The 26,323-nt window shown below is 70.9% G+C and carries 20 protein-coding genes; 14 read left to right on the top strand and 6 right to left on the bottom strand.

The window, feature by feature from the left end; translation table 11 throughout:
• Window positions 1–72: 72 nt before the first annotated feature.
• Window positions 73–639, bottom strand: coding sequence for an NADAR family protein (locus ACZ52C_RS28700; protein WP_469077486.1), 567 nt, complete (start codon window positions 637–639; stop codon window positions 73–75).
• A gap of 211 nt (window positions 640–850) precedes the next feature.
• On the opposite strand from ACZ52C_RS28700, the gene ACZ52C_RS28695 reads away from it, so the two are divergent.
• From ACZ52C_RS28695 to ACZ52C_RS28665, 7 genes are all read left to right on the top strand, one after another.
• Entirely contained in the window at window positions 851–2,386 is a 1,536-nt protein-coding gene (locus ACZ52C_RS28695; RefSeq protein ID WP_469077485.1) for a gamma-aminobutyraldehyde dehydrogenase, read from the top strand.
• Between the two features lie 82 nt (window positions 2,387–2,468).
• The gene (locus ACZ52C_RS28690; protein WP_469077484.1) at window positions 2,469–3,713 is read left to right on the top strand and encodes a polyamine ABC transporter substrate-binding protein; all 1,245 of its coding nucleotides are present in this window, start codon (window positions 2,469–2,471) and stop codon (window positions 3,711–3,713) included.
• Window positions 3,714–3,721: 8 nt separating this feature from the next.
• Window positions 3,722–4,906, top strand: a complete 1,185-nt coding sequence (locus ACZ52C_RS28685; RefSeq protein ID WP_469077483.1) for an ABC transporter ATP-binding protein — start codon at window positions 3,722–3,724, stop codon at window positions 4,904–4,906.
• Window positions 4,906–5,841 (top strand): ABC transporter permease, encoded by a 936-nt coding sequence (locus tag ACZ52C_RS28680; RefSeq protein WP_469077482.1) that lies wholly within the window; start codon window positions 4,906–4,908, stop codon window positions 5,839–5,841. Before ACZ52C_RS28685 ends, ACZ52C_RS28680 begins: the two co-directional genes overlap by 1 nt.
• Window positions 5,842–6,642, top strand: coding sequence for an ABC transporter permease (locus ACZ52C_RS28675; protein ID WP_469077481.1), 801 nt, complete (start codon window positions 5,842–5,844; stop codon window positions 6,640–6,642). It begins immediately after the preceding gene.
• A gap of 39 nt (window positions 6,643–6,681) precedes the next feature.
• Window positions 6,682–8,100, top strand: coding sequence for an NAD(P)/FAD-dependent oxidoreductase (locus ACZ52C_RS28670; protein ID WP_469077480.1), 1,419 nt, complete (start codon window positions 6,682–6,684; stop codon window positions 8,098–8,100).
• 200 nt (window positions 8,101–8,300) lie between these two features.
• Window positions 8,301–8,753 (top strand): hypothetical protein, encoded by a 453-nt coding sequence (locus tag ACZ52C_RS28665; protein WP_045561419.1) that lies wholly within the window; start codon window positions 8,301–8,303, stop codon window positions 8,751–8,753.
• Window positions 8,754–8,915: 162 nt separating this feature from the next.
• On the opposite strand, the gene ACZ52C_RS28660 is transcribed toward ACZ52C_RS28665, so the two are convergent.
• Both ACZ52C_RS28660 and gabT read right to left on the bottom strand, forming a co-directional pair.
• On the bottom strand, window positions 8,916–9,602 hold the full coding sequence (locus ACZ52C_RS28660; protein ID WP_469077479.1) for a phosphatase PAP2 family protein: 687 nt from the start codon (window positions 9,600–9,602) through the stop codon (window positions 8,916–8,918).
• A gap of 388 nt (window positions 9,603–9,990) precedes the next feature.
• A complete protein-coding gene (gene gabT / locus ACZ52C_RS28655) occupies window positions 9,991–11,325 on the bottom strand; it encodes a 4-aminobutyrate--2-oxoglutarate transaminase (RefSeq protein WP_469077478.1) in 1,335 nt (444 codons plus the stop codon).
• Between the two features lie 270 nt (window positions 11,326–11,595).
• Between gabT and ACZ52C_RS28650 the strand changes: the two genes are divergently transcribed.
• Both ACZ52C_RS28650 and ACZ52C_RS28645 read left to right on the top strand, forming a co-directional pair.
• Window positions 11,596–13,728, top strand: coding sequence for an ATP-binding protein (locus ACZ52C_RS28650; RefSeq protein WP_469077477.1), 2,133 nt, complete (start codon window positions 11,596–11,598; stop codon window positions 13,726–13,728).
• Window positions 13,729–13,937: 209 nt separating this feature from the next.
• Window positions 13,938–15,782, top strand: a complete 1,845-nt coding sequence (locus tag ACZ52C_RS28645; RefSeq protein WP_469077476.1) for a PucR family transcriptional regulator — start codon at window positions 13,938–13,940, stop codon at window positions 15,780–15,782.
• A 118-nt stretch (window positions 15,783–15,900) separates the two neighbouring features.
• On the opposite strand, the gene ACZ52C_RS28640 is transcribed toward ACZ52C_RS28645, so the two are convergent.
• A complete protein-coding gene (locus ACZ52C_RS28640; protein ID WP_469077475.1) occupies window positions 15,901–16,479 on the bottom strand; it encodes a TetR/AcrR family transcriptional regulator in 579 nt (192 codons plus the stop codon).
• Between the two features lie 91 nt (window positions 16,480–16,570).
• Here ACZ52C_RS28640 and ACZ52C_RS28635 point away from each other — a divergent pair, with 91 nt between their 5' ends.
• A complete protein-coding gene (locus ACZ52C_RS28635) occupies window positions 16,571–17,017 on the top strand; it encodes an anthrone oxygenase family protein (RefSeq protein ID WP_469077474.1) in 447 nt (148 codons plus the stop codon).
• Window positions 17,018–17,044: 27 nt separating this feature from the next.
• Here the strand turns inward: ACZ52C_RS28635 and ACZ52C_RS28630 are convergent, their stop codons facing one another.
• Complete coding sequence (locus tag ACZ52C_RS28630; RefSeq protein ID WP_469077473.1) at window positions 17,045–17,395, bottom strand: hypothetical protein; 351 nt, start codon at window positions 17,393–17,395, stop codon at window positions 17,045–17,047.
• Between the two features lie 212 nt (window positions 17,396–17,607).
• Between ACZ52C_RS28630 and ACZ52C_RS28625 the strand changes: the two genes are divergently transcribed.
• A complete protein-coding gene (locus ACZ52C_RS28625) occupies window positions 17,608–19,095 on the top strand; it encodes an aldehyde dehydrogenase family protein (protein ID WP_469077472.1) in 1,488 nt (495 codons plus the stop codon).
• Window positions 19,096–19,240: 145 nt separating this feature from the next.
• Here ACZ52C_RS28625 and ACZ52C_RS28620 read toward each other — a convergent pair whose 3' ends face one another.
• Entirely contained in the window at window positions 19,241–22,093 is a 2,853-nt protein-coding gene (locus ACZ52C_RS28620; protein WP_469077471.1) for a glycoside hydrolase family 3 C-terminal domain-containing protein, read from the bottom strand.
• Between the two features lie 385 nt (window positions 22,094–22,478).
• Between ACZ52C_RS28620 and ACZ52C_RS28615 the strand changes: the two genes are divergently transcribed.
• From ACZ52C_RS28615 to ACZ52C_RS28605, 3 genes are read left to right on the top strand one after another with little or no spacing between them, the layout of a single operon-like run.
• On the top strand, window positions 22,479–24,164 hold the full coding sequence (locus ACZ52C_RS28615; protein WP_469077470.1) for a type 2 periplasmic-binding domain-containing protein: 1,686 nt from the start codon (window positions 22,479–22,481) through the stop codon (window positions 24,162–24,164).
• A gap of 26 nt (window positions 24,165–24,190) precedes the next feature.
• Entirely contained in the window at window positions 24,191–25,240 is a 1,050-nt protein-coding gene (locus ACZ52C_RS28610; protein WP_469077469.1) for an ABC transporter permease, read from the top strand.
• Window positions 25,237–26,208 (top strand): carbohydrate ABC transporter permease, encoded by a 972-nt coding sequence (locus ACZ52C_RS28605; protein ID WP_469077468.1) that lies wholly within the window; start codon window positions 25,237–25,239, stop codon window positions 26,206–26,208. Before ACZ52C_RS28610 ends, ACZ52C_RS28605 begins: the two co-directional genes overlap by 4 nt.
• Window positions 26,209–26,323 lie beyond the last annotated feature (115 nt).

Genomic DNA, 26,323 nt, shown 5'->3' with positions numbered 1-26,323 from the left:
CGGGGGACCGGCGAGACCAGCCACCACGCACCCGCCGCGGACCGCCCCCCTCGCCTCATCCACGGCCCGCGCTCACACCTCGACCCCGCTCGACAGGCGCTCCCGGGCCGCCATCAGCGCGAAGCCCAGCAGATTGGGACCCCGCCATCGCGCGGGGTCCATCGCGCGCTCGTCGTCCGCCGCGAGGCCGATGCCCCAGACCCGGTCGACGGGGCTGGCCTCGACGAGCACCCGGCCGACCGTGCCCAGGAGGAACGCCCGCAGGTCGGCATGGGCGGCGAACTTGTGGAAGCTGCCCTCGACGACGATGCCGAAGCGCTCCCGCTCCCACACGGCGTCGTCGAAGCCGCGCACCAGCCGCCCGACCTTCTTGGCCTGGGCGGGGGTCGGCGCGGCCACGGCCTCGCGCTGCGCCTCCGGATCCCCGAACAGCCGGGCCTTGGCGGCCATCATCCAGTGCTCGGCCGTCGCGTACTCCACGCCGTCCACCGTGAACGGCGACGGCCACCACTGGCTCAGACAGCTCGCACCGATCCGGCCGTCCGGCAGGGGGCGGTGCCCCCAGAAGTGCAGGTACTTGACCCTCGCCCCCGCGCGGACCGCTTCCGTCAGCGTGTCCCAAGAATCGATCTTCTCCATGCCGACGAGTCTGGCAGGCACCACTGACACACCGTCCTCGATTTCCTGTGCCGACTGGACACCTGGTCGACAGATTCCGTCGCGTAACCAAAAGGCAACAACGGAATCACTTGTTGGTGCCGCCCAGCTCTGTCAGGATCGGCACTCAAATCGAGCTGGAGCTACGCCACCCTCCCCGAGGACAGAGGGGGCACCGGCGGAGGAGAGCGACATGCAGAACCCGGGCACCGCCACCCCGGACCGATTCCCCGCACAGGACCGCTTCGCGGTCGGCGCGCAGTTCGTCGCCGGCCGCCCGGCCAAGGGCACGTCGGGCCGTACCCACACGGTCGTCGACCCCGCGACCGGCGACGAGGTCCTCACCTACGAGCTGGCCGGCCCCGACGACGTGGACGCGGCCGTCGCCGCCGCCCGCGCGGCGTTCCCCGGCTGGGCGGCGGCCACGCCCGGCGAGCGGTCGGACGCGCTGCACCGCTTCGCCGCCGTCCTGGCCGACCGGGCGGAGGAGTTCGCGCGGGCCGAGTCCCTGCAATGCGGCAAGCCGCTCAAGCTGACGCGCGAGTTCGACGTGCCCGGCACCATCGACAACACCGCCTTCTTCGCGGGCGCCGCCCGCCACCTCCAGGGCCAGTCGGCCGGCGAGTACTCCGGGGACCACACCTCGTACGTACGCCGTGAGCCCCTCGGGGTCGTCGGGTCCGTCGCGCCCTGGAACTATCCGCTCCAGATGGCCGCCTGGAAGATCCTCCCGGCGATCGCCGCGGGCAACACGATCGTGCTGAAGCCCGCCGAGCTGACCCCGCTCACCTCGCTGCTCTTCGCGCAGGCCGCCACGGACGCCGGCCTCCCCGACGGGGTGATCAACATCGTCACCGGCACGGGCAGGGAGGCCGGTGAGCACCTCGTCGGCCATCCCGACGTGGTCATGACCTCCTTCACCGGATCCACGGCCGTCGGCAGACGCGTCGCGGAGATCGCCACCGCCACCCTCAAGCGCATCCATCTGGAGCTCGGCGGCAAGGCGCCCTTCGTCGTCTTCGACGACGCCGACCTGGAGGCCGCCGTCCACGGCGCGGTCGCGGGCGCCCTCATCAACACCGGCCAGGACTGCACGGCCGCCACGCGCGCGTACGTGCAGCGGCCCCTCTACGAGGAGTTCGTCGCGCGGACGGCAGCCCTGATGGAGACCGTCCGGCTCGGCGACCCCTTCGCCCCGGGCACCGACCTCGGCCCGCTGATCTCGCACGCCCAGCGCGACCGGGTCGCCGGGTTCGTCGAGCGGGCACGCGCGTACGCGCGCGTGGTCACCGGCGGTGCGGCACCCGGGGGTGAGCTGGAGAACGGCGCGTACTACCGGCCCACCCTGATCGCGGACGCCGCGCAGGACAGCGAGATCGTCCAGTCGGAGATCTTCGGCCCCGTGCTCGTGGTCCTGCCGTTCGACGGCGACGACGAGGGCATCCGCCTCGCCAACGACACCCCGTACGGGCTCGCCGCCTCCGCCTGGAGCCGGGACGTCTACCGCGCGGGCCGCGCCACCCGGGAGATCGAGGCCGGGTGCGTATGGGTCAACGACCACATCCCGATCATCAGCGAGATGCCGCACGGCGGCTACAAGGCGTCCGGCTTCGGCAAGGACATGTCCGCGTACTCGTTCGAGGAGTACACGCAGATCAAGCACGTCATGTTCGACAATACGGCGATCGCCAGAAAGGACTGGCACCGCACGATCTTCGGGGACCGCTAGTCAGCTTGGGGACCGGCCGTCCGACCCCGGCCGTTCCCCGCCCACCCTCCCGAAAGGGCACGTCCGAAAGGGCACCACGCGCATGGAGCAGTACGAGCCCGACCGCCTCTCGCCGGCCCGGGCGGCCGCCGTGCCGCGCAGCCTCACCGCCGGCAGGGCCGCACTCAGCCGTCGTTCACTGCTGCGCGCCGGAACGGGCGGCGCACTCGTGGCCGGCGGGCTCGGGGCGCTGAGCGCCTGCGGCATCCCCGCGGCGAAGAGCACCTCGGGCGGCTCGTCCGAGGACCACTCGGCCAAGGAGAAGGAGGTCAACTTCTCCAACTGGACCGACTACATGGACGTCGACGACAGCGGCAAGCGCCATCCCAGCCTGGACCAGTTCACCCGGCGCACCGGCATCAAGGTCGACTACACCGAGGACATCAACGACAACGTCGAGTTCTTCGGCAAGATCAAGCCGCAGCTCGCCGCGGGCCAGGACACCGGACGCGACCTCATCTGCGTCACCGACTGGCTCGCCGCCCGGCTGATCCGCTTCGGATGGGTCCAGAAGCTCGACCCCTCCAACCTGCCGCACGCCTTCATGAACCTCTCCCAGCAGTTCCGCAGCCCGGACTGGGACCCGGGGCGGGCCTACTCGTACCCCTGGCAGGGCATCTCGACCGTCATCGCCTTCAACAGGAAGGCCCTGGACGGGCAGGAGGTGCGGTCCGTCTCCGACATGCTCGACAATCCCAAGCTGAAGGGGCGCATCGGCTTCCTCTCCGAGATGCGCGACAGCATCGGGATGACCCTGCTCGACATGGGCAAGGACCCGGCGAAGTTCTCCGACGACGACTACGACGCGGCGATCGCCCGCCTCCAGAAGGCCGTCGACAAGGGCCAGATACGCCGCTTCACCGGCAACGACTACACCTCGGACCTGACCAAGGGCGACCTCGCGGCCTGTATCGCGTGGGCCGGTGACGTCGTCCAGCTCAAGGCCGACTCCCCGGACGTCGACTTCGTCATCCCCGACAGCGGCTACATGACCTCGACCGACAACCTGCTGATCCCGAACAGGGCCCGGCACAAGACCAACGCCGAACGGCTCATCGACTACTACTACGAGCCGAAGCCGGCCGCCGAACTCGCCGCGTACATCAACTACGTGTGCCCCGTCGACGGGGTGAAGGCGGAACTGGCCAGGATCGACCCGGAGGCGGCGAACAACCCGCTGATCATTCCCGACGCCGCCATGGCGGCCAAGTCCCATGCCTTCCGCTCCCTCGGCCAGAAGGAAGAGACGGCGTACGAAGAGAAGTTCGCGAAGCTGACAGGGGCGTGACGAGGACGATGACCAGCAAGAAGAGCAGCAAGAACGCGGTCGGCGGCGGCAGCGGCGACGTCCGCCTCTCCGGGATCGGCAAGACCTACGGCTCCTTCACCGCCGTGCATCCGCTCGACCTGACCGTGCCGGAAGGTTCCTTCTTCGCCCTGCTCGGTGCCTCCGGCTGCGGCAAGACCACCACGCTGCGCATGATCGCCGGCCTGGAGGAACCTTCCTGCGGAAGCGTCCGGCTCGGCGACCAGGACGTGACGAACCTGCCCCCCTACAAACGGCCGGTGAACACGGTCTTCCAGTCGTACGCCCTCTTCCCCCACCTCGACATCTTCGAGAACGTCGCCTTCGGTCTGCGCCGGCGCGGCATCAGAAGCGTGAAGAAGCAGGTCGAGGAGATGCTGGAACTGGTCCAGCTCGGCGAGCAGGCCCGCAAGAAGCCGCACCAGCTCTCCGGCGGCCAGCAGCAGCGCGTCGCCGTCGCCCGCGCCCTGATCAACCACCCCAGGGTGCTCCTCCTCGACGAGCCCCTCGGCGCCCTCGACCTCAAGCTGCGCCGCCAGATGCAGCTGGAGCTCAAGCGCATCCAGACCGAGGTCGGCATCACGTTCATCCATGTCACGCACGACCAGGAGGAGGCCATGACCATGGCCGACACGGTCGCCGTGATGAACGGCGGCCGCGTCGAGCAACTCGGCTCGCCCACCGACCTGTACGAGAACCCGCGGACCACCTTCGTCGCCAACTTCCTCGGCACCTCCAACCTCATCGAGGCCGAGGTCGACTCCAGGAGCGGCGGCGAGATCGTCCTCAAGGCGGGCGCCCACCAGCTCGTCCTCCCGGAGACGCGCTGTTCCGCGCCCGCCCGGACCGGCGGCAAGGTCCTCGTCGGCGTACGCCCCGAGAAGATCACCCTCACCCACGCCGACGACGCCGGGGAGATCCCGGCCGGCCGCAACCGCGTCACCGGCCGGATCACCGCCACCAGTTTCATCGGCGTCTCCACGCAGTACGTGATCGACTGCTCGGTCTGTCCCGAGTTCGAGGTCTACGTCCAGAACATCGACCGCGACACCCGGCTCGTCCCGGGCGCCGAGGTCGTCCTGCACTGGAGCCCCGCGCACACGTTCGGGCTGGATGCCGCCCAGGACATCGACGCGGGCGTGGACGCCGGCGTGGACGAAGGGGCGGCCGCCTGATGTCGACCCTCACCGAAGCCGAGGCGCCACCGCCCCTCGCGCCCGTCCCGGCCACCGGGAAGCCGCCCCGCAAGAGGGGCCGTCGGACGCCGTACCTGCTGCTCGCGCCCGGGCTGATCTGGCTGCTGGTCTTCTTCGCGATGCCGATGGTCTACCAGGCCTCCACATCCGTGCAGACGGGCTCCCTGGAGGAGGGCTACCGGGTCACCTGGCACGTCGCGACCTACTGGGACGCGCTGAGCGAGTACTACCCGCAAGCCCTGCGCTCGGTGCTCTACGCCGGCACGGCGACCGTCCTGTGCCTGCTGCTCGGCTATCCGCTGGCGTATCTGATCGCCTTCCGGGCCGGCCGCTGGCGCAATCTGATCCTGATCCTGGTGATAGCGCCCTTCTTCACCAGCTTCCTGATCCGCACCCTCGCCTGGAAGACGATCCTCTCGGACGGCGGCCCGGTCGTCGGCGCCCTCAACTCGCTGCACGTCCTCGACGTCACCAGCTGGCTCGGCCTCACCGCCGGGGACCGGGTGCTGGCCACCCCGCTCGCCGTGGTCTGCGGCCTCACGTACAACTTCCTGCCGTTCATGATCCTGCCGCTCTACACCTCCCTCGAACGCATCGACGGACGGCTCCACGAGGCGGCCGGCGACCTGTACGCCCGACCGTTCACCACGTTCCGCAAGGTCACCTTCCCGCTCTCCATGCCGGGCGTCGTCTCCGGCACCCTGCTGACCTTCATCCCGGCCAGCGGCGACTACGTGAACGCCGAACTCCTGGGCTCCACCAACACCCAGATGATCGGCAATGTCATCCAGAGCCAGTTCCTGCGCATCCTCGACTATCCGACGGCGGCGGCGCTCTCCTTCATCCTCATGGCCGCGATCCTCCTCATGGTCACGGTCTACATCCGCAAGTCCGGGACGGAGGACCTGGTCTAAATGACCTTCGTCAACTGGCTCAAGCGCCGACTCGTCGTCCTCGCGGGACTTCTGACGCTCGGATATCTCCTGCTCCCGAACATCGTCGTCACGGTCTTCTCCTTCAATCAGCCGAAGGGCCGTTTCAACTACGAGTGGCAGGAATTCTCCACGGCCGCCTGGACCGATCCGTGCGGTGTCGCCGATCTCTGCGGCTCGCTCTCGCTCAGCCTCCAGCTGGCCGCCTGGGCGACCCTCGGCGCCACCGCCCTCGGCACGATGATCGCCTTCGCGCTGGTGCGGTACCGCTTCCGGGCGCGCGGCGCCGTCAACTCGCTGATCTTCCTGCCGATGGCGATGCCCGAGGTCGTGATGGCCGCCTCGCTGCTCACCCTGTTCCTCAATCTGGGTGCGCAGCTGGGGTTCTGGACGATCCTCATCGCGCACATCATGTTCTGCCTCAGCTTCGTCGTGGTCGCCGTCAAGGCGCGGGTGATGTCGATGGACCCGAGGCTGGAGGAGGCCGCGCGCGATCTCTACGCCGGGCCCGTGCAGACCTTCGTCCGGGTCACCCTGCCGATCGCCGCACCCGGAATAGCGGCGGGCGCGCTGCTCGCCTTCGCGCTCTCCTTCGACGATTTCATCATCACGAATTTCAACGCGGGTTCGACCGTCACCTTCCCCATGTTCGTCTGGGGTTCGGCACAACGCGGCACACCCGTCCAGATCAATGTCATCGGTACGGCCATGTTCCTGGTCGCCGTGCTGTTCGTGGTGGCCGGAATGGCCATCGGAAATCGCAGAAAGCGGCAGAAGGCATGAATGCCGCTCGTTTCGACGACTCTGTAGGGAGTTGAAATCATGGCCCCGAGCGCCATGAACCGCTGGACAAAGTCTCTCTCCGACGCACAGCCGGTCCCGTACTGGCTCGAAGACCCCGGCAAGCCCCACCCCGAGCCCGCGCTCACCGGCGCCGAGACCTGCGACCTGCTGGTCGTCGGCGGTGGCTACAGCGGACTGTGGACCGCGCTGAACGCCAAGGAGCGCGACCCGGGACGGGACGTCGTCCTGCTGGAAGGCCGCGAGGTGGGCTGGGCCGCCTCCGGCCGCAACGGCGGCTTCTGCGCCGCCTCGCTCACCCACGGCCTGGCCAACGGCCTCGCCCGCTGGCCGGACGAGATCCACAGGCTGGAGGAACTGGGCGCCCGCAACCTCGACGAGATCGAGGCGGCGGTCGCCCGGCACGACCTGGACTGCGACTTCGAACGCACCGGCGAGATCGATGTCGCCACCGAGACGTACCAGGCCTGGGAGCTGCGAGACTGGTACGACGAACTCGCCCGCAAGGGCCTCGCCGACGGCATCGAGTTCCTGGACGCCGACGCCGTCCGCGACCAGGTCGCCTCACCCACCTTCGAGGCCGGCCTGTACGACCGCCGGGGCGTCGCCATGCTGCACCCCGCCAAACTCGCCTGGGGCCTCAAGCGGGCCTGTCTGAACCTCGGCGTCCGGGTCTACGAGCACACGCCCGCGCTGAACCTGAAGGCTTACGGCACCGGGATGGCCGTCCGTACCCCCTACGGCCAGGTCCGCAGCCGGCAGGTGGCGCTCGGCACCAACATCTTCCCCAGCCTGGTCAAGCGCGTCCGCGCGTACACCGTCCCCGTCTACGACTACGCCCTGATGACCGAACCGCTCAGTGCCGACCAGCTGGCGTCGATCGGCTGGAAGAACCGGCAGGGGCTCGGGGACTCGGCCAACCAGTTCCACTACTTCCGGCTCAGCGCCGACAACCGGATCCTCTGGGGCGGCTACGACGCGGTCTACCCGTACGGCGGACGTATGCGCGCCGAGTACGACGACCGGCCGGAGACGTACGCCAAGCTCGCCGGGCACTTCTTCACCTGTTTCCCGCAGCTGGAGGGCGTCCGCTTCACCCACGCCTGGGGTGGCGCCATCGACACCTGCTCCCGCTTCTCCGCGTTCTTCGGCACCGCCCACCAGGGCAGAGTCGCCTACGCGGCCGGCTACACCGGGCTGGGCGTGGGCGCCACGCGGTTCGGCGCGGACGTCATGCTGGACCTCCTCGCGGGGGAGCGCACGGAGCGCACCGAGCTGGAGATGGTGCGCAGGAAGCCGCTGCCCTTCCCGCCGGAGCCGTTCGCCTGGACCGGTATCGCCCTCACCAAGTGGTCCCTGGCCCGGGCCGACTCCCGCGCGGGCCGCCGCAACCTGTGGCTGAAGGCCATGGACAGGCTGGGGCTGGGCTTCGACAGCTGACGGAGTGAGCACCCGGCACCGTGGCCGACGGGGCGTGCGGGCGCACATGTGATCAACAGGCGTACGCCCTGTCGGACCGGGTTACCCCTTCACCACCAAGAAGTGGTCGGAACCCGCGTAATGCCCGGCCGGAATCTCTGTCTGTGCTCCTGACGCGAAACCGCGTCCGCAGGAGCTCTAGAGAGAGGAAGGTCCCTGTCATGACTGGGGCCAAGACGGCGGTCGAGTGGCTGGCATCCGTGTCACCGGATCCCGAGGCCTGCCGCTGGGAGTGGGAGCGCAACCCCCTGGGGGTCGCCCTGCTTCCGGCCGGCAGGGCCTGGGACGTGCTGATCCTGCCGGGCGAACTCGGCTATCCCACGCTCGACGTCCTGACCCGCATCATCGATCAACCGGGGCCCGTGCTCGTCGACTTCGGCGACGACCGCATGGGGTTCTTCGTCCCGCCGGGCACGGCGACCCGGTGGCTGGGCACCGGGGTGCGCAGCGCGGGCGGCGGCACCTGGATCGTGGTGCCGTATCCGGGCCGACAGACCGGCGGCGTCCGCTGGCTGGTCCCGCCGGACGGCAGCGGCACCCTCACCGACCCGGCGCTCCTCGAACTGGCGATGCACGAGGCGGCGGCGAACCTGGCGCGGGACGAGGATCGGTAGCCGGGGCCCACCGTCCCGTCGGGTGACGAGCGGCCGTCCCCCGGCCGCACCGCGCTCTCGTCGGTCGCCCGTGCGGCCGACGCGGACGTCGGACCGAACCCGCGCACGCCGAACGGACTTCGCACGCCGAACGGACTTCGCACGCCGAACGGACCGCGCACGTCATCCGGGACGGCGCCGCACCAGGAACCACAGCGAGGAGAGCAGCAGCGCGCACACGCACCAGCTCGCCACCACGTCGAGCGGCCAGTGGTAGCCCTGGCGCACCAGGCCGAAGCCGACCCCGATGTTCACGACGACCGCGAGGACGACGACCGCGCGGCGCGCGAGCACGCCGCGCAGCCAGGGCAGCAGGAGCAGCACGGCGCCGCCGTACGCGACGGCGGCGGTCGCGGTGTGGCCGGAGGGGTAGAAACCCGTGCCCGGGCCCATGACCGGCGGGCCGGACCGGGCGATGAGCTCCTTCAGCGGGACGACCCACAGGGGCACCAGGGCCATGAGGAGGGCCGCGGCGGCGGACGGCCGCCACCAGTGGTCCCGACCGGTGGCGCGCGTGCGCCACGCGACGAACAGGAGCACCCCGGCGAGAACAGGGACGGCGACCGTGATGTTGCCGAGGTCGGCGAGGAACCGGGTGGGGGCGCCCCGGTGGACGAGGGAGTCGCTGAGGCGTTCGTCCAGGCGGGCCAGCGGGCCGCGCGCGAGGACCTGCCAGGTGATCAGCGCGAAGAGGAGGGCCGGGGCGCCGCCGAGAAGGAGGAGGGCGGCGCTGCGACCGGAGGGGGTGGTCGGCCGTCCTCGAACAGGGGGGGTGGTTCGAGGACGGCCGTCCTGATCGGTGTGCCGCACGCCCCGGGGGGTTTGGGGCGGGCGGCCATCCGATCGGTGAGGAGATCCGGAGCCGGAAGCTCCGGGTGTGTGCGCGAGGGCACGACCAGGGCGAAGCTGGGGAGGCCCCGACCCGGTGTCACCCACAGTCCCCTGTGGGCGGGGTGTATCTCTCATCTGCATCAGAACCTACGACAGGGAAGGCGTCGACGACAGGCGCAATCGTGACCCGACATGCACCTTGCACACCTTCTTCACGTGCTCTGACGCTTGTCCACAGGGACCGGAATCCGGCGGCGGATTCCGGTTCCGGGAAGCGTGGGACGTCGGGGACGGATGGGGGGTTCCGTATGCGAGCGCCCCGCGAAACGGGGCCCTCGCACGCCCGTCCGGTGGTCCCGGACGTGTGTCAGATACGGGTGAACGCCTGCTCGATGATGTCGAGGCCCTCGTCGAGGAGGTCGTCGCCGATCACGAGCGGCGGCAGGAAGCGCAGGACGTTGCCGTAGGTGCCACAGGTCAGGACCAGCAGCCCCTCCTGGTGGCAGGCCTTGGCCAGCGCGGCGGTCGCCTCCGGGTTCGGCTCCTTCGTCGTACGGTCCTTGACCAGCTCGATGGCGATCATGGCGCCGCGGCCGCGGATGTCGCCGATGACGTCGAACTTCTCGGCCATGGCGGTGAGCCGCGCCTTCATCGTCGCCTCGATGGCCTTGGCCCGGGCGTTGAGGTCGAGCTCCTTCATCGTCTCGATCGAGCCGAGGGCGCCCGCGCAGGCGACGGGGTTGCCGCCGTAGGTGCCGCCGAGGCCGCCCGCGTGCGCCGCGTCCATGATCTCCGCGCGGCCGGTGACGGCGGCGAGCGGGAGACCGCCGGCGATGCCCTTGGCGGTGGTGATCAGGTCCGGGACGATGCCCTCGTCCTCGCACGCGAACCACTGGCCGGTGCGGCAGAAGCCGGACTGGATCTCGTCGGCGACGAAGACGATGCCGTTGGCGGAGGCGAACTCGCGGATCGCGGGCAGGAAGCCCTTGGCCGGCTCGATGAAGCCGCCCTCGCCGAGCACCGGCTCGATGATGATCGCGGCCACGTTCTCCGCGCCGACCTGCTTGGCGATCTGGTCGATCGCCTGCGCGGCGGCCTCCGGGCCCGCGTTCTCCGGGCCGGTCGGCCAGCGGTAGCCGTACGCCACGGGCACGCGGTACACCTCGGGCGCGAACGGGCCGAAGCCGTGCTTGTACGGCATGTTCTTCGCCGTCAGCGCCATCGTGAGGTTGGTGCGGCCGTGGTAGCCGTGGTCGAACACGACGACGGCCTGCCGCTTGGTGTACGACCGGGCGATCTTCACCGCGTTCTCGACGGCCTCGGCGCCGCTGTTGAACAGCGCGGACTTCTTGGCGTGGTCACCCGGGGTGAGTTCGGCGAGGGCCTCGGCGACCGCGACGTAGCCCTCGTACGGGGTGACCATGAAACAGGTGTGCGTGAAGTCCTGGAGCTGGGCGGTCGCCCGGCGGACCACGGCCTCCGCGCTCGCGCCGACGCTGGTGACGGCGATGCCCGAGCCGAAGTCGATCAGCCGGTTGCCGTCGACGTCCTCGATGATGCCGCCGCCCGCGCGCGCGGTGAACACGGGCAGCACCGACCCCACGCCCGCCGCGACGGCGGCGACACGACGAGCCTGCAGTTCCTGGGACTTCGGTCCGGGGATGGCGGTGACTACGCGGCGCTCCTGGGGAAGTGCGCTCATGTGGGGCTCCTGGAGTGGTGCGGACGGCTTGTCTCTGTTCTCGCAGGCTAGGGCGGGGGCCGGTGGGTGGGCATGCTCCATGTGGGCGTTGTCGGGTGTTCGTCTTGTCCGGGTTGGACATGGAGGAACGGTGGCACGGGTGTGCGCCCGGCCGCGTAATACGGTGAGCCCACGGGTTCGCCCGGCCGCGTAAACGGTGAACTCCCCATGCGGGAGCGTTAGATTGGCTCGCTGATGGTGGACGGAACGGCTGGTCAGGGGGCAAGCGCGATGAACAGCGACGGGACGCGGGACGCGCGGGGGACACATGCGAATCCTGTGCCGCGTCCGGCGGGGTCGCCGGAGATGCCGACGATGCCCCCCCGGCCGGCGCGTGCACCGGGAGCACCTCCCATGCCGGACGGCTCTGCGTTCCTCGCCTGGCTGCGGGCACCGCGACCGGACGCGGCACCCGGAGTGTGGCGGTTCGGGCACACCCCGCGCCCCGATGAAGAGCCCGACGAGATCCCGAAACGACAGCTTCTCGGAGGCGCGCTGATCGCTTTTCTGGTGGGCTGGCTCGTCTGGTCGCTCCTGCAGAACGGCTATCTCGGCTACTGGTGGTGGATCCCGCTCGACCTGATCGCCCCTGACTCCTGGCAGGGCGGCTCGGGAGCGGGAGGTCAGGTCGGCACATTCATCCTGTATCGCGGTTATGAGCTGCTCGTCGCACTGATGATCCTGCTGGCAGTGGCCCGCCTCGGCCGCTGGGGCGAGGTGTGGCGCCGATTCGTCGCTCCACGCTTCCACGCGCGGCAACCTGAGCCGGCGACTCCAGCTCCCCAGGACGACCCCGCCCAGTGGAACCAGCTTCGGGAGGCCGGGGCCGGGGAGGCGGCCGAGCGGCTGGTGGCCGAGGCGGGGGCCGGGCTGATGCGGGACGTGGACCACGCGCGGATCATGCGGGCGTGGCAGGGCGTGCGCAGCGGCCGGCACAGCCTGGCGACGTTCACCGGCGCCGTGCTGAAGGACGGGGCGGCCGCGTGCCTGCACCCCTCCGGAGAGCGTGACCTGCCCGCCCGGCTCGCCAGGCACGACCTGGTCACCGGGCAGGTCCGCCTGGGCGGCACCGTCGACGACCCGCGCAACCCGTACGCCTACCGCGGCACGGGCCTCGCCCTGGGCCCCGAACTGCTCGGCACGTCCCTGCTGGCCGTCGGGCCCGCCGGGTCGGGCAAGACCGGCAGCGTCGTCTGGCCCGTCGCCGAGTCGCTGTGTCTGCACGCGCTCGCCGGGCGGGCCGCCGTGGTGGTCGTGGGGGCGGCCGGGGCGGGGCTGGGGCCCGCCGACGCGTACGACGTCGTCGTGCGGATCGGTAACCCGGAGTCCGTGTACGACCTCGACCTCTACGGCGGGACCACCGATCCCGACGAGGCCGCGGCCGTCCTCGCCGAGGCGCTCGTCGGTGATCTCACCGACCCGCACCCCGGCGGCGACAGCCGCCGCTCCACCACGGTCCTAGCCCAGCTGCTCGGCCCGTTCAAGGCGGTGCACGGACGGTTCCCGTCGGTACCGCAGCTGCGCCAGCTGCTGGACGGCGCCCCCGGCCCGCTGGGCGAGCTGCGCGAGGCCCTCCAGGACGCCGGGCAGGAGTCGCTGCTGCGGGAGCTGGACGCGCGCGAACGCCAGCTCGGGCACCCCGGGGATCTCGGGGGCGTCCTGGCGGACCGGGTCGCCCTGCTCGACCGGCCCGCCTTCGCCGGGTTCTTCGACACCTCCGGCCAGTCCCGGCCCTTCTCCCTGCGGGCCCTCGACCACCCCGTACGGGTCCGGATCGACCTCCCCGAGCGCGGTCACGCCGACGCCTCGCGCATCCTGGCGCGGCTGGTGCTCGCGCAGTTCACCGCGAGCGTCGCGGTCCGGGAGGACCGCTCGCTGTTCGCCTGTCTCGTGCTGGACGACGCCACGGGTGTCGTCACGCCGGAGGCCGTACGTGGCATCCAGCGGCTGCGGTCCACCAACGCGGGGGCGGTCCTCACCCTGCGCACCCTCGACGACGTGCCCCGGCCGTTGCGCGGCCCGCTCCTCGGCGCCACCGGCTGCCGGATGGCGCTGTCCGGGCTCACCCCGTGGGACGGGCAGGACTTCGCCGAGGTGTGGGGCAAGGAGTGGACCGAGGCCCGGGACGTCACCGACCGGCAGATCATCGCCGACTCCCCGGCGGGCAAGGCCTGGCACGCGCTGCGCCGGGTCATGACCGGCCACGCCCCCACCGCGCGGGCCGTGACCGTACGGCAGGTGGAGCGGGAGCGGTGGTCGGCGTCCGAACTGGCGCACGGGGTGCCGCCGGGGCACGCGGTGCTGTCGCTGACGAACGTACGGGGCGAGCACGCGCCGCCGCTGCTGGTGGACCTGCGGGGCTGAGCGGGACGGGCCCGGGTGCGAGGAGGCCCGGGCTCGCGCCGGGCCGTCGGAGCGCCGTTCGATTTGAGCCATTGGGTGTGCGGTGCGTGGGACTTGTGATCGTACGGTGAGGCAGAATCGGGACAGGCCGTTCATACGCGGCGGCCAAGAGGCGTGGCCCGTCCCTCGGCCGCCCTTCCCTCCGCCTCCGACGTCGACCTGAAGGTCCCATGCCCCCGACGCTCGCCTCGCTCGTCCACCACTCCGCGCTCAAGCTGACCGTGCGGGCGGGCGAGGACCGCCTGGACGTGCCGGTGCGCTGGGCGCACGCCAGTGAGCTGGCCGACCCCGTGCCGTACATGGAGGGCGGGGAGCTGCTGCTGATCACCGCGTTGAAGCTGGACGCGGAGGATCCGGAGGCGATGCGGCGCTATGTGCGCAGGCTCGTGGGGGCCGGGGTCGTGGGGCTCGGGTTCGCCGTCGGGGTGCACTACGAGGCCATCCCGCAGGCGCTCGTCGACGCGGCCGCGGGGGAGGGGCTGCCCCTCCTGGAAGTGCCCCGGCGTACGCCCTTCCTGGCCATCAGCAAGGCGGTGTCGGCCGCGATCGCCGCCGAGCAGTACCGGGCGGTGACGGCGGGGTTCGCCGCGCAGCGGGAACTCACCCGACAGGCGTTGACCGCCGGACCCGAAGGGCTGCTGGGCGCGCTCGCCGGGCAGGTCGACGGGTGGGCGGCGCTGTACGACGCCTCCGGCGCGGTCGTCGCGGTGGCGCCGGAGTGGGCGGAGCGGCGGGCCGGGCGGCTCGTCGCCGACGTCGAACGGCTGCGGGACCGGCCCGCTCCGGCCAGCGCGGTCGTCGGCGGCGAGGACCGCGTCGAACTGCACTCCCTCGGCACCGGCCGCCGGGCCCGCGCCGCCCTCGCCGTCGGCACGGCGGCGGCCCTCGGGACGGCCGAGCGGTACGCCGTCCACTCCGCGATCGCCCTCCTCACCCTCACGACGGAACGGTCGCGCCCGTTGTACGCCGCCGAGCAGCGGATCGGCGCGGCGGTGCTGCGCATGCTGCTGGCCGGGGAGTGCGACCACGCGCGCGCCGTCGCCGGGGATCTGTACGGCGACCTCCTGGACGCCCCGTTCCGGCTGATCCTCGCGGAGGCGGCGTCGGCTTCGGCCGCGCGGGCGCGGGTGGAAGGGGCGGTGGGTGCGGTGAGTACCGCGGGGGCCGTGGAGGGGGTGACCGGGGAAGGGGCTCGGACCGCGGTCGCCGGCGGGGGCGGGGGCAGGGAAGGGGCCCGTGCCTCCGGGGCGGGGGGTGCGGCTGCGGGCGTGGCCGCCGACGTCGTACGGGTCTCGGCGGGCGGGGCCGTCGGGGGTGACTCGGGCGGGGAACTGCTCGGGCAGCTCGTCGAGGTGGTGGAGGCGGCCGCGGCGCGTGCCGGGGAAGCGGTGCTCGTGGTGCCCGACGGGGAGCGGCTCGTGGTGCTCGCCGTGGACGGGGGTGCGGCGGTCGCCGCGTGCGGGGACTTCGCGGTGGCGTTGGAGACGGCCAGGGCGGCGGGGCGGGATCCGGTGTCCGCCGGTGGGTCGTCCGCCGGGGCCGGGGTGTCCGGCTCCGCTGGCGCCGGTGGTCCGGTCGAGGAGGAGGAGCTCGTCGTCGGGCTGTCCGCGCCCGCCGGGCCGATCGCGGCCGCCGCGGCGTACAAGCAGGCCGAGCAGGCGCTGTCCGTGGCCCGGCGCCGGGGCCGTTGTCTGGTCGAGCACGAGGAGCTGGCGGCGGGGTCGGTGCTGCCGCTGCTCGGGGACGACGCCGTGCGGGCCTTCGCCGACAGCCTGCTCCGCCCGCTGCGGGAGCACGACGCGACGGGGCGGGGTGATCTGGTCGCCTCGCTGCGGGCGTGGTTGTCGCGCCATGGACAGTGGGACGCGGCCGCGGCGGATCTGGGGGTGCACCGGCACACGCTGCGGTACCGGATGCGCCGGGTGGAGGAGATCCTCGGCCGGTCCCTGGACGATCCGGACGTACGGATGGAGCTGTGGCTGGCGCTGAAGGCGACGGCCGCGGCGGGGGAGTAGGCCGCGGTGGGGAGTTGGCCGCGGCAGGGGGTGGGCCGCGGCAAGGGATAGGTCGCGGCAGGGGTAGGTCGCGTTCCCCCGCGCCGCGGCCGTGTGGCCGCCGGGGGCCCGGCGGCCGTCAGAACATGGCGAGTCGGTCCACCAGCAGCTCCACCCTGCGTCCGGTGTCCTCCGGGGGGAGGCGTCGCGCCCGGGTGAGGGTGGCCAGGCCGTGCAGGGCCGCCCAGAACATCTCGGTGAAGAGCGCCGGGTGGACCCCCTCCCCGGCGACCTCGCTGAGGTTCTCCAGCAGGGCGGCGAAGGCGTCCTTCAGCGGCTCGGGGGTGTCCTCCTGCGCGAACGCCAGGCCGCCGTCGAGCTGGAACATGGCGTCGTAGACCGCCGGATTGCGTTCGGCGAAGTCGAGGTAGACGCGGGCCAGGGCGGTGACCCGGGCGCGGGGGCCGTCGGCGGCGGAGGTCGCGGCCCGTAGTGCCGCTGCCATCTCGGCGGCGCCCTCCAGGGCGACGGCTCCGATGATCTCGCGCTTCCCGCGGAAGTGGCTGTAGAGGACGGGCTGGCTGTATTCGATGCGCTCGGCGAGCCGACGGGTGGTGACCGCGTCCCAGCCCTGCTGCTCGGCGAGTTCCCGGGCCGTGGCCACGATGAGGCGCTCGCGGGCCGCCCGCTCGCGCTCCTTGCGTTCCTGTACCGACATGACTCGATTCTAGCACTGCTAGACAATCGAGCGGCAGTAGTACTAGCGTTGCCTCATCAGCTAGCGGCGCTAGATTCTTGGAGGGCTCGTCATGCTCGACGCACTCGCGGTGTTCACCATCGTGGTCACCGGACTGATGGTGGGGGTGGAGTTCTCGGTCGCCTTCGTCATCAACCCGATCCTCAACGCGCTCCCCGACGACAGCGTGGTGCTCGGCCGTGCCCACGGGGGGCGGATGCTGGGCGCGGTGATGCCGGTCTGGTACATCACCTCGCTGGTGCTCGTCGGGGTCTGGGCCGTCGCCGGACGGCAGCATGACGGCACGGGCCTCTTGGTCACCGCGGGCGGGCTGCTGATCGTCAGCGTGATCATGTCGTTGCTGCTGCTCGTCCCGATCAACAACCGGGGCAGGACCTGGACGCCCGAGAACCGCCCCGAGGACTGGAAACAGCAGGCGACCCGCTGGGACCGCTTCCACTACGCCCGCGTGGCCGTCATCGTCGCCGCCTTCGTCCTGCTGGTCGCGGCCCTGGCCTGAGCCCGAGTGCGGCACCGCACGGGCGGCTCACGTCAGCAGGCGTTCTCCCTGCGGGGCGTAGCGGACGAGCCCGTGCGCGCGTGCCGGCGAAGCGGCGTGGTCGGAGACCTCCTCGGCCCTGCCGTAGGACATGAGCAGGTACAAGAAAGGCCCCGCGGCCTCGCTGACGACCGGCGGGGACGCCCGGGCGGTGTCGCCGTCGGTGTCGTCCGGGTAGCGCTCCAGGAGCGCCTCGACGTAGGCCGCGATGGGCGGAGCCGGCGGCTCGACATCGTCGTCCGAATCGAGGTGGCGCTCGTAGGGCTCGTCGTGGACCGCGCCCGCTCGGTCGTCGTCGAGCGGGCGCGCACCGGCCCATACGGCAAGGTCATAGGGCACGAGGGAATCGTCGCAGCCGGCTCGACGGAGAGGTGCCCCCAGGGGCCCCGCTTGCTCTTCCCGTCCGTCCGAAGCCGTCCGCCCCCCACCCGTCCAAACTGGCGCAACCCCCGGCCGTTCTCATACGTGCCGGACAAGCGACCCCCGGCCGTGTCGGCCCTACCGTGGAGCGGAAGTCGAAGTGTCATTTATCGAAGGGCCGGGAAACGACTATGACCGCCACTCACGCCTTCTGGCTCGCCGGTCGTCAGGCCAGCGGTGAGACCACGCTCGATGTGACGTCGCCCTGGGACGGCCGGTCGGTCGGCAGGGTGAGTGTGCCGACGGACGAGCAGGTCGAAGAGGCCGTGGCCGCCGCGTACGCCGTGCGGGAGGAGTTCGCGGCGACGCCGGCGCACGTGCGGGCCGCGGTCCTGGACCGGGTCAGCAGGCGTCTGGTCGAGCGGACCGAGGAGATCGCGCAGCTGATCTCCGCCGAGAACGGCAAGCCGATCAAGTGGGCGCGCGGCGAGGTCGGCCGGGCCGTGTCGGTGTTCCGGTTCGCGGCCGAGGAGGCCCGGCGGTTCAACAGCGGCGAGGCGCAGCGGCTCGACACCGACCTCGGCGGTCAGGGCCGCCTCGCCCTCACGCGCCGCTTCCCCAAGGGCGCCGTCCTCGGTATCGCGCCCTTCAACTTCCCGCTCAACCTCTGCGCCCACAAGATCGCCCCGGCGATCGCGGCCGGCGTGCCGATCATCCTGAAGCCCGCCCCGGCCACCCCCCTCTCCGGTCTGATCATCGGAGAGCTGCTCGCCGAGGCCGAGGCCCACACGGCGAGCGCCACCGGCGCGGCGGCGGGGACCGTCCTTCCCGCCGGCTCCTGGAGCATCCTTCCGGTCGCCAACGACCGCATGCCCGCCCTCGTCCAGGACGAGCGGCTGCCCGTGATCTCCTTCACTGGCTCCGAGAAGGTCGGCTACGCGATCATGGACTCGGTGCCGCGCAAGCACTGCACCCTGGAGCTGGGCGGCAACGGCGCGGCCGTCGTGCTGGCCGACTACGCGAGCGACGAGGACCTCGACTGGGCCGCGACCCGCATCGCGACCTTCTCGAACTACCAGGGCGGCCAGTCCTGCATCTCCGTGCAGCGGGTGATCGCGGACGCGTCCGTGTACGAGCGGCTGCTGCCGCGCATCGTCGCCGCGGTCGAGGCCCAGGTGACCGGTGATCCGTCCGACGGCGCCACCGACGTCGGGCCGCTGGTCGACGAGAACGCCGCCCAGCGGGTCGAGGCGTGGGTCCAGGAGGCGGTCGACGCCGGGGCCACCCTCCTCACCGGCGGCAAGCGCGACGGCGCCACGTACGCGCCGACGGTCCTGGCCGACGTGCCCGCCGACGTGACCGTCTCCTGCGAGGAGGTCTTCGGGCCCGTCCTCACCGTACGCAAGGTGGACGGCGAGGCCGAGGCCTTCGCCGCCGTCAACGACTCCAAGTACGGCCTCCAGGCGGGCGTCTTCACCCACGACCTGCAGACCGCCTTCCGCGCCCACCGCGCGCTGGAGGTCGGCGGCGTGATCATCGGCGACGTGCCGTCCTATCGGGCCGACCAGATGCCCTACGGCGGCGTGAAGCAGTCCGGAGTGGGGCGCGAGGGCGTGAAGTTCGCGATGGACGACTACACCTACGAGCGGGTCATGGTCCTGACGGGGATCCAGCTCTGACGCACCACTGAGATCACCCCGCCCCACCCCTAGCTTCTGACAATCGTTTTCAGGTAACCTGGGGGCAGATCCCGGGATGAAGGGGCCCGGCACCGATGCCTTCCGGTGCCGGGCCCCTTCTGTGTGTCGGCCTGCTTCCGGACCCTCAACCGGAGAAGCCGACATGCGCCAGCCGCAGTGGGCCGCGCAGCCTCAGACGGACATCGTGCACACCGGCGGCCGTCACGCCGGTGCGCGGCGTGGTGTAGGCGTACGGGTCGCCGGTGGGGCGCTCCGGGGTCAGTGTCGCGAGGACCGGGCCGCCGGCCAGGGAGAACTCGACGGTGCCCGACCCGGACACCTCCACCTCGACGGATGTGATCCCCGCGCCGAAGTCGCAGTTCCGGAAGAGCAGTTCACCGGAGCCGCCGTCCGTCGGAGTCACGGCGTCGCCCGACACCTTGGTGCGGTCGACGATCTCCGTGCCACGCTGTTCGTCGAAGTCCGCCGCGTCCAGGCCGTGCGTGACGACCGGGCGCGGAGCCACGGGCTCGCCCTCGACGGTGACGGTCGTACGGAGGCGGATGTCCTCGCTCGACGCGCCGGCGAGGAGTTCGTACGCGCCGGGCTCCAGGTGCCAGGTGCCGTGGGCCACGTCCCAGAACTCCAGGGCGGACAGCGGGAGCCGGAAGGTCAGCTCAGTCGAGTCGCCGGGGGCGAGGGTGATCCGGCGGTGGCCGGCCAGTTCGCGGTGGGGGCGGGGGACCGACGGGTCCGCGGCGCGGACGTACAGCTGGGCGACCTCGTCGGCGGTCACCGCTCCCGTGTTGGTGACGGTGAAGGAGACCGTCAGGGCGTCATCGCCCGGGTGGGCGACCAGGTTTCCGTACGCGAACTCCGTGTACGACAGGCCGTGGCCGAACGGGAAGAGCGGGGTGCCCTCGAAGTAGAGGTACGTCTGACGGGCGCCGATCACGTCGTAGTCGAGGAGGCCGGGGAGGTCCGCGTCGGAGGCGTACCAGGTCTGCGGGAGGCGGCCGGCGGGGGAGACGTCGCCGGCGACGACACGGGCGAGGGCGGTGCCGGCGGCCTGGCCGCCGTGCGCGGTCCACAGGACGGCGGGCAGGTCGGCGGGGTCGACCGCGTACGGATAGGCCGAGACCAGCACCAGCACGGTGTTCGGGTTGGCGGCGCGGGCCGCGCGCAGCAGGCGCTCCTGGTGGGCGGGGAGCGCGAGTCCGGTGCGGTCCTCGGTCTCGCGGCCGTTGATGTGCGGGTCATTGCCCGCGACGACGAGGACCACGTCGGCCTCGGCGGCGACCCTGGTGACGGCCTCCTCGCCGGGCTGGACCACCATGAGCTCGAAGATTTCCGGATTCTCGTCGGCAACCTTCACCCCGTCGGTGCCGACAGTGACGTACCGGCCCGTCCCCGTGTGCTTGAGGAGGTGACCGTTCCCGTGGGATCCGGAGGGCTCCAGGCTGAACGTCTCCTGGACGATCCAGCCGCCCGGCTGATCCGCCGACGCGCGCAGGTACCCGTCCTCGGCGACCGAGAGGTAACGGCCGTCGGGGGCGCGGAAGGTGAGGACACCCTCGCCCCAGTCGACGAGGGCCAGTTCGGTGCCGTCCGGGTCGGTGGTGAGCGGCGGCAGGTCCGTACGGCCGGCCAGGAGCGCCGGGTCGAGGGCGCCCTCCGCGCCCCGTACCTCGTCGTCGGCCTCGGCGGCCTCGGGCACGCAGACGAACGCGCCGGTGGACAGCGCCCGCAGCCGTACGCGGTCCACGCCCTCCGCGAACGCCACGCGCTCGGCGCCGAAGCGGTCGTACAGCCCTTCGAGCGGGGTGGAGCGGTGCAGGAGGGTGCCGCTGTACCAGTCGAGTTTGCACTCGTCGGCGAGCAGCCCCACGACGGCGACGCGGGTGTCGGTCGCGAGCGGCAGCAGGTCGCCCTCGTTCTTCAGCAGGACGACCGCCTGCTCGGCGGCCTCCCGCGCGAGGTCCCGGTGGGCCGGGGTGTCGAAGTCCGTGAGCCCGGCGTACGGGTCGGCGTCGCCGTCGAACTCGCCGAGGCGGAAGCGGACCGAGAGCTGGCGGCGGACCGCCTCGTCGATGTCGTCCTCGGTCAACAGGCCCTTGTCCAGGGCGCCCTTGATACGGCCGGTCATCGTCGAGCTCTCCGTGCCGTGGTCGGTGAAGCTGTCGACCCCGGCGCGCAGCGAGGCGGCGGTCGCCTCCTCGTGGGTGGCGAAGTAGTGCTCGGAGTCGACGAGGTTCGACGGCGCGCCCGCGTCCGAGCAGACCAGCAGGTGCTCGTCGGTCCAGCGCCGCAGATGCTCGGCCAGATAGGGCGAGACGTGGTTGGGGCGGCCGTTGACCAGGTTGTACGCGGGCATGACGCCGGCGACGGCCCCCGCCTCGACGGTCTCGCGGAAGGCGCGCAGGTCGTACTCGTGCAGGACGCGCGGGCGGACCGAGGAGGAGGTGGTGGAGCGGTCGGTCTCGTTGTTGTGCGCCAGCCAGTGCTTGAGCACGGGGGCCGTGCGCCAGTACGTGGGGTGGTCGCCGCGCAGGCCGCGGGTGTAGGCGGTGGCGATCGCCGAGGTCAGCTTCGGGTCCTCGGAGTAGCCCTCCTCGTTGCGGCCCCACAGCGGGTGGCGCAGCAGATTGACCGTGGGGGACCAGACGTTGAGGCCGACCCGGTCGTCGTGGGCCCGCATCGCGCGGACCTCGGTGGAGACCGCCTCGCCGACGCGGCGGACGAGGTCCTCGTTCCAGGTCGCGCCGAGGCCCACCGCCTGCGGGAAGACCGTCGCGGGGCCCATCCAGGCCACGCCGTGCAGGGCCTCCTGGCCGGTGCGGAAGGCGGCCACCCCGAGTCGGTCGACGGCGGGGGCGAACTGGTGCAGGAACGCGATCCGCTCGTCCAGGGTGAGCCGCTGGAGCAGATCGTCGATGCGCTTCGCGAGCGGCAGCTGCGGATCGCGGAAAGGCGGCGTGGGCGTCGTCTGTGCGGTCACGTTGGGCATCCCTTTGCGGTGGAGCGGCGAGGCGCTTTCGAAGCGCTTCGATGCTCATTCGACCGTGGGGTGGGTGTCAAGAGACCAAGGCGCAACGGATCCGTTTCCTCACCGTCATACAGGCTGAGATATCGAAGGTCGGAGGGGGTTGTTCCGGTCGCCCGCACCGCCGAGGAATCTGGGAATCGACCCTTGTGCACCCCCGGTCGTTCACTTAACCTCGCAGCAACATCGAAGCGCTTCGACTGTGGAGGGAATCGCTTCGCGTGCTCACCTCCCTCCGCCGCTCGAGGGTTCACCGCTTCAGCACAGCCAGTTCCACTCAGACACCGCAGCCGACGGCCACCGCCGGGTGTCCTGGTGTGCGCCATGAAGGGTTGACGCAATGACGCCGAACTCCGCCACCTCCGCCGCGCCCAGCCGGAGAAGCTTCCTCGCCTCCACGGCGGTCGCCACCGCCGTAGTGGCGGGGGGCGTGCCACTGCTGTCCGCCTGCGGCGGCTCGCAGGAGGGCCGCAAGGAGGGCACGACGTCGGGCAAGGACGCGAAGAAGCTCCTTCCCGCGTTCGTCGCGTCGAACGTGGTGGCGCCCGACATCCCGGCGAAGAACGGCGCGCCCGCCGGCTTCACCAAGGCGATCGCGACCGCCGACCTGAAGACCTCGGTCCCGAAGAAGCTCGGCAGTGGCGGCAAGCTCAAGATCATGTCCCCGTTCTGGGGCACTCCGCCCAAGGGCGACAACCCGTACTACTCGGCGATGAACGCGGCCGTCGGCGTAGAGGTCACCTGGCAGAACCAGGACGGCGTCACCTACGACCAGAAGCTCGGCGCGGTCCTCGCCTCCAGCGACATCCCGGACGTCGTCGTGGTCCCCGGCTGGAACCTGATGGGCAAGATACCGAGCGCCATCAACGCCAAGTTCGCCGATCTCGGCCCCTACCTCTCCGGCGACAAGGTCAAGGCATACCCGAACCTCGCGGCCGTCCCCTCCGAGGCCTGGCAGCGCGGCATCTTCGGGGGCCAGTTGCGCGCGGTGCCGATGCCCGCCCCGTACGTCACGGACATCGCGCCGATGTACCGCAAGGACATCTTCGCGAAGAAGGGCTACAGCGTCCCGACGAGCCCCGACGAGTTCCTCTCCTGGGCGAAGGAGGCCACCGACGCCAAGGCGAAGGTGTGGGCCTGCGACGACATGAAGTGGACGGCGTTCAACGTCTTCGGCGTCTTCCCCGGCAGCGACAAGGCGCTGTGGTGGAACATGGTCGACGGCAAACTGGTCAACCGCGTCGAGACCGAGGAGTACCTCGAAGCGCTGGAGTGGACGCGCAAGCTCTACGCGGCCAAGGTGGTCCACCCGGACGCGGTCTCCGGCAAGGCGGGCGGCGACGCCAGGAACCGGTTCACCGCCGGTCAGTCCCTCGTCTTCAACGGCAACATCTCCGCCTGGTGGGGTTCGGTCTCCGAACAGGCCACCCAGAAGTCCGACTTCGACATGGCCGCGTTCGACATCTTCGGCCCCGACGGCGGCGACCCCAGCCTGTGGGCGGTGCAGCCCGCCAACATTTTCACCTTCGTCAGCAAGAAGGCGACCGAGCAGCAGATCAAGGACTTCCTCGCCCTCGCCAACTACTGCGCCGCGCCCTACGGCACCAAGGAGTTCATGCTCACCTCCTACGGCGTCGAGGGCACGGACTACGACATGAAGAAGGGCCTGCCGGTCAAGACCACCGCGGGCGTCAACGAGGTCAACGGCGCCTACGACTACACCGGCAACCCGGCGCCGTACACCGCCTACCCCGACTTCCCCGAGGTCACCAAGGGCATGGTCGAGTGGATGCAGCGCATGGGCGCCTTCACCAAGAAGACCTCGTTCTTCGGTCTGACCGTCACCGAGCCCAACCGCTGGGCCAACCTCGCCGACAACTTCGAGCAGTTGGAGGACGACGTGGTACGCGGGCGCAAGAAGATCAGCGACGTCCAGCAGGCGGTCTCCGACTGGAAGAGCAAGGGCGGCGACGGTCTGCGCGACTGGTACAAGAAGCTGCTCGACGACACCGGTTCGGCGAACTGACCCGGGGCCGAGGCGAGGAGAAGGCCGTGTCCCACAGCACGGTGCCCCGGGCGAGGGCCGGGGCCAAGAACCCCGAGACGACCCCGGTGGCGTCCGACGACGCCGGGTCCAGCGCCCGCCCCCCGTCCGGGGGAGACGCACGCGCGGGCAGGCTGGGCCTTCGCCTCAGATTCCGGCGCGACCGCACGCTGATCCTGATGACGCTGCCGGCCGTCCTGCTGATCCTGGTCTTCAACTACATACCGATTCTCGGCAATGTGGTCGCCTTCCAGGACTACGACCCGTACCTCAGCGAGAACGGCTTCATCGCCATCTTCCAGAGCCCCTGGGTCGGCGTCGAGCAGTTCGAACGAATCTTCGCGGACTCGGCCTTCTGGCACGCGGTGCAGAACACCTTCGTGCTGTTCTTCCTCCAGCTCGTGCTGTTCTTCCCCATCCCGATCCTGCTGGCGCTGCTCATCAACAGCATCGTCAGGCCCCGGATCCGGGCGGTCGCCCAGGCGATCATGTACCTGCCGCACTTCTTCTCCTGGGTCCTCGTCGTCACCGTGTTCATGCAGATCTTCGGCGGGGCCGGCGTCATCGCGCAGACGCTCCGCCAACACGGCTACGACGGCTTCGACCTGATGACCAACCCGGAGATCTTCAAGTACCTGGTCACGGTGGAGATGATCTGGAAGGACGCCGGCTGGGGCATCATCGTCTTCCTCGCCGCGCTCTCCTCCGTCTCCCACGACCTGTACGAGGCCGCAGCGATGGACGGCGCCGGGCGCTGGCGGCGCATGTGGCACATCACCCTGCCCGCCCTGCGCCCGGTGATCGCCCTGCTGCTGGTGCTGCGGGTCGGCGACGCCCTCACCGTCGGATTCGAACAACTGCTTCTGCAACGGCAGGCGGTGGGCGTCGACGCCTCCGACGTCCTCGACACCTACGTGTGGTGGAACGGCATCCGCAACCAGGACTTCAGCTACGCCGCCGCGGCGGGACTCATCAAGGGCGTGGTCGGCCTCGCGCTGGTCCTGACCGCCAACAAGGTCGCCCATCTCATGGGTGAGCAGGGGGTGTACAAGAAATGAGCGCACTCGTCGACGAGACGGCCAGGACCGCCGGGCAGGCCGACGGGCGGCCGACGGCACCGAGGCCGAGCCGCTGGGCCGCACCGCCCCGCCCGGTCTGGGAGGAGGAACCCGCGAAGGCGGGACTCGCGGGCAAGGGCATCGCCTTGGGCTTCGCCTGCTTCGTGATCCTCTTCCCCCTGTGGATCGTCATCGTCACCAGCCTCCAGACGAAGAAGACCATCGACGACGCGGGCGGTCTGGTCGTCGTCCCCAAGGGCGTCACCTTCATCGCCTACCAGGAACTCCTCAGCGGCGGCCAGGTCCAGCGGGCCGCCCTGGTCAGTGTCGGCATCACCCTCGTCGGCACCCTGTTCAGCATGACCGTCTCGGTCCTGTGCGCCTACGGCCTCTCCCGCGTCGGCTCGCTCGGCCACCGCTGGATCCTGATGACCCTGCTCGCGACGATGTTCTTCGGCGCGGGCCTCATCCCCACGTATCTCCTGGTCCAGGGCCTCGGCCTCACCGACACCTACCTCGCCCTGATCCTCCCCAGCGCGGTGAGCGTCTTCAACATCCTGGTCCTGCGCGCGTTCTTCATGGGCATCTCGCAGGAACTCATCGACAGCGCCCGCATCGACGGGGCCGGCGACTGGCGCATCCTGTGGCAGATCGTGATGCCGCTCTCCCGTGCGGTCCTCGCGGTCATCGCCCTCTTCTACGCGGTCGGCTACTGGAGCGCCTGGTTCAACGCCTCCATCTACCTCACCGACCAGGACATGATGCCGCTACAGAACGTCATGATCCAACTCGTCCAGAAACAGGAACGCCCGGTCGGCCTCTCCGCCCAGATCAACACTGGCCAACTCTCACCGCTGGCCATCCAGATGGCGGTCATGGTCATGGCCCTGCTGCCTGTCGCCGTGCTCTCCCCCTTCGTCCAGAAGCACTTCAAGAAGGGGATGCTGACCGGCGCGGTCAAGGGTTGACCGGGGCGCCCATGGACCCGGGGGTTCGGGTTCGTCGGCGGCTGCGGGCCCGGCGGTGCTTCTCGCGCAGTTCCCCGCGCTCCTAAAGGGCCTCCGGCCCTTCGGGCCGAAAAGC

The organism is Streptomyces sp. NPDC034049 (assembly GCF_055575575.1).
The sequence above is the reverse complement of the archived record's forward strand: the minus strand, read 5'-3'. Positions and strand labels throughout refer to the sequence as shown.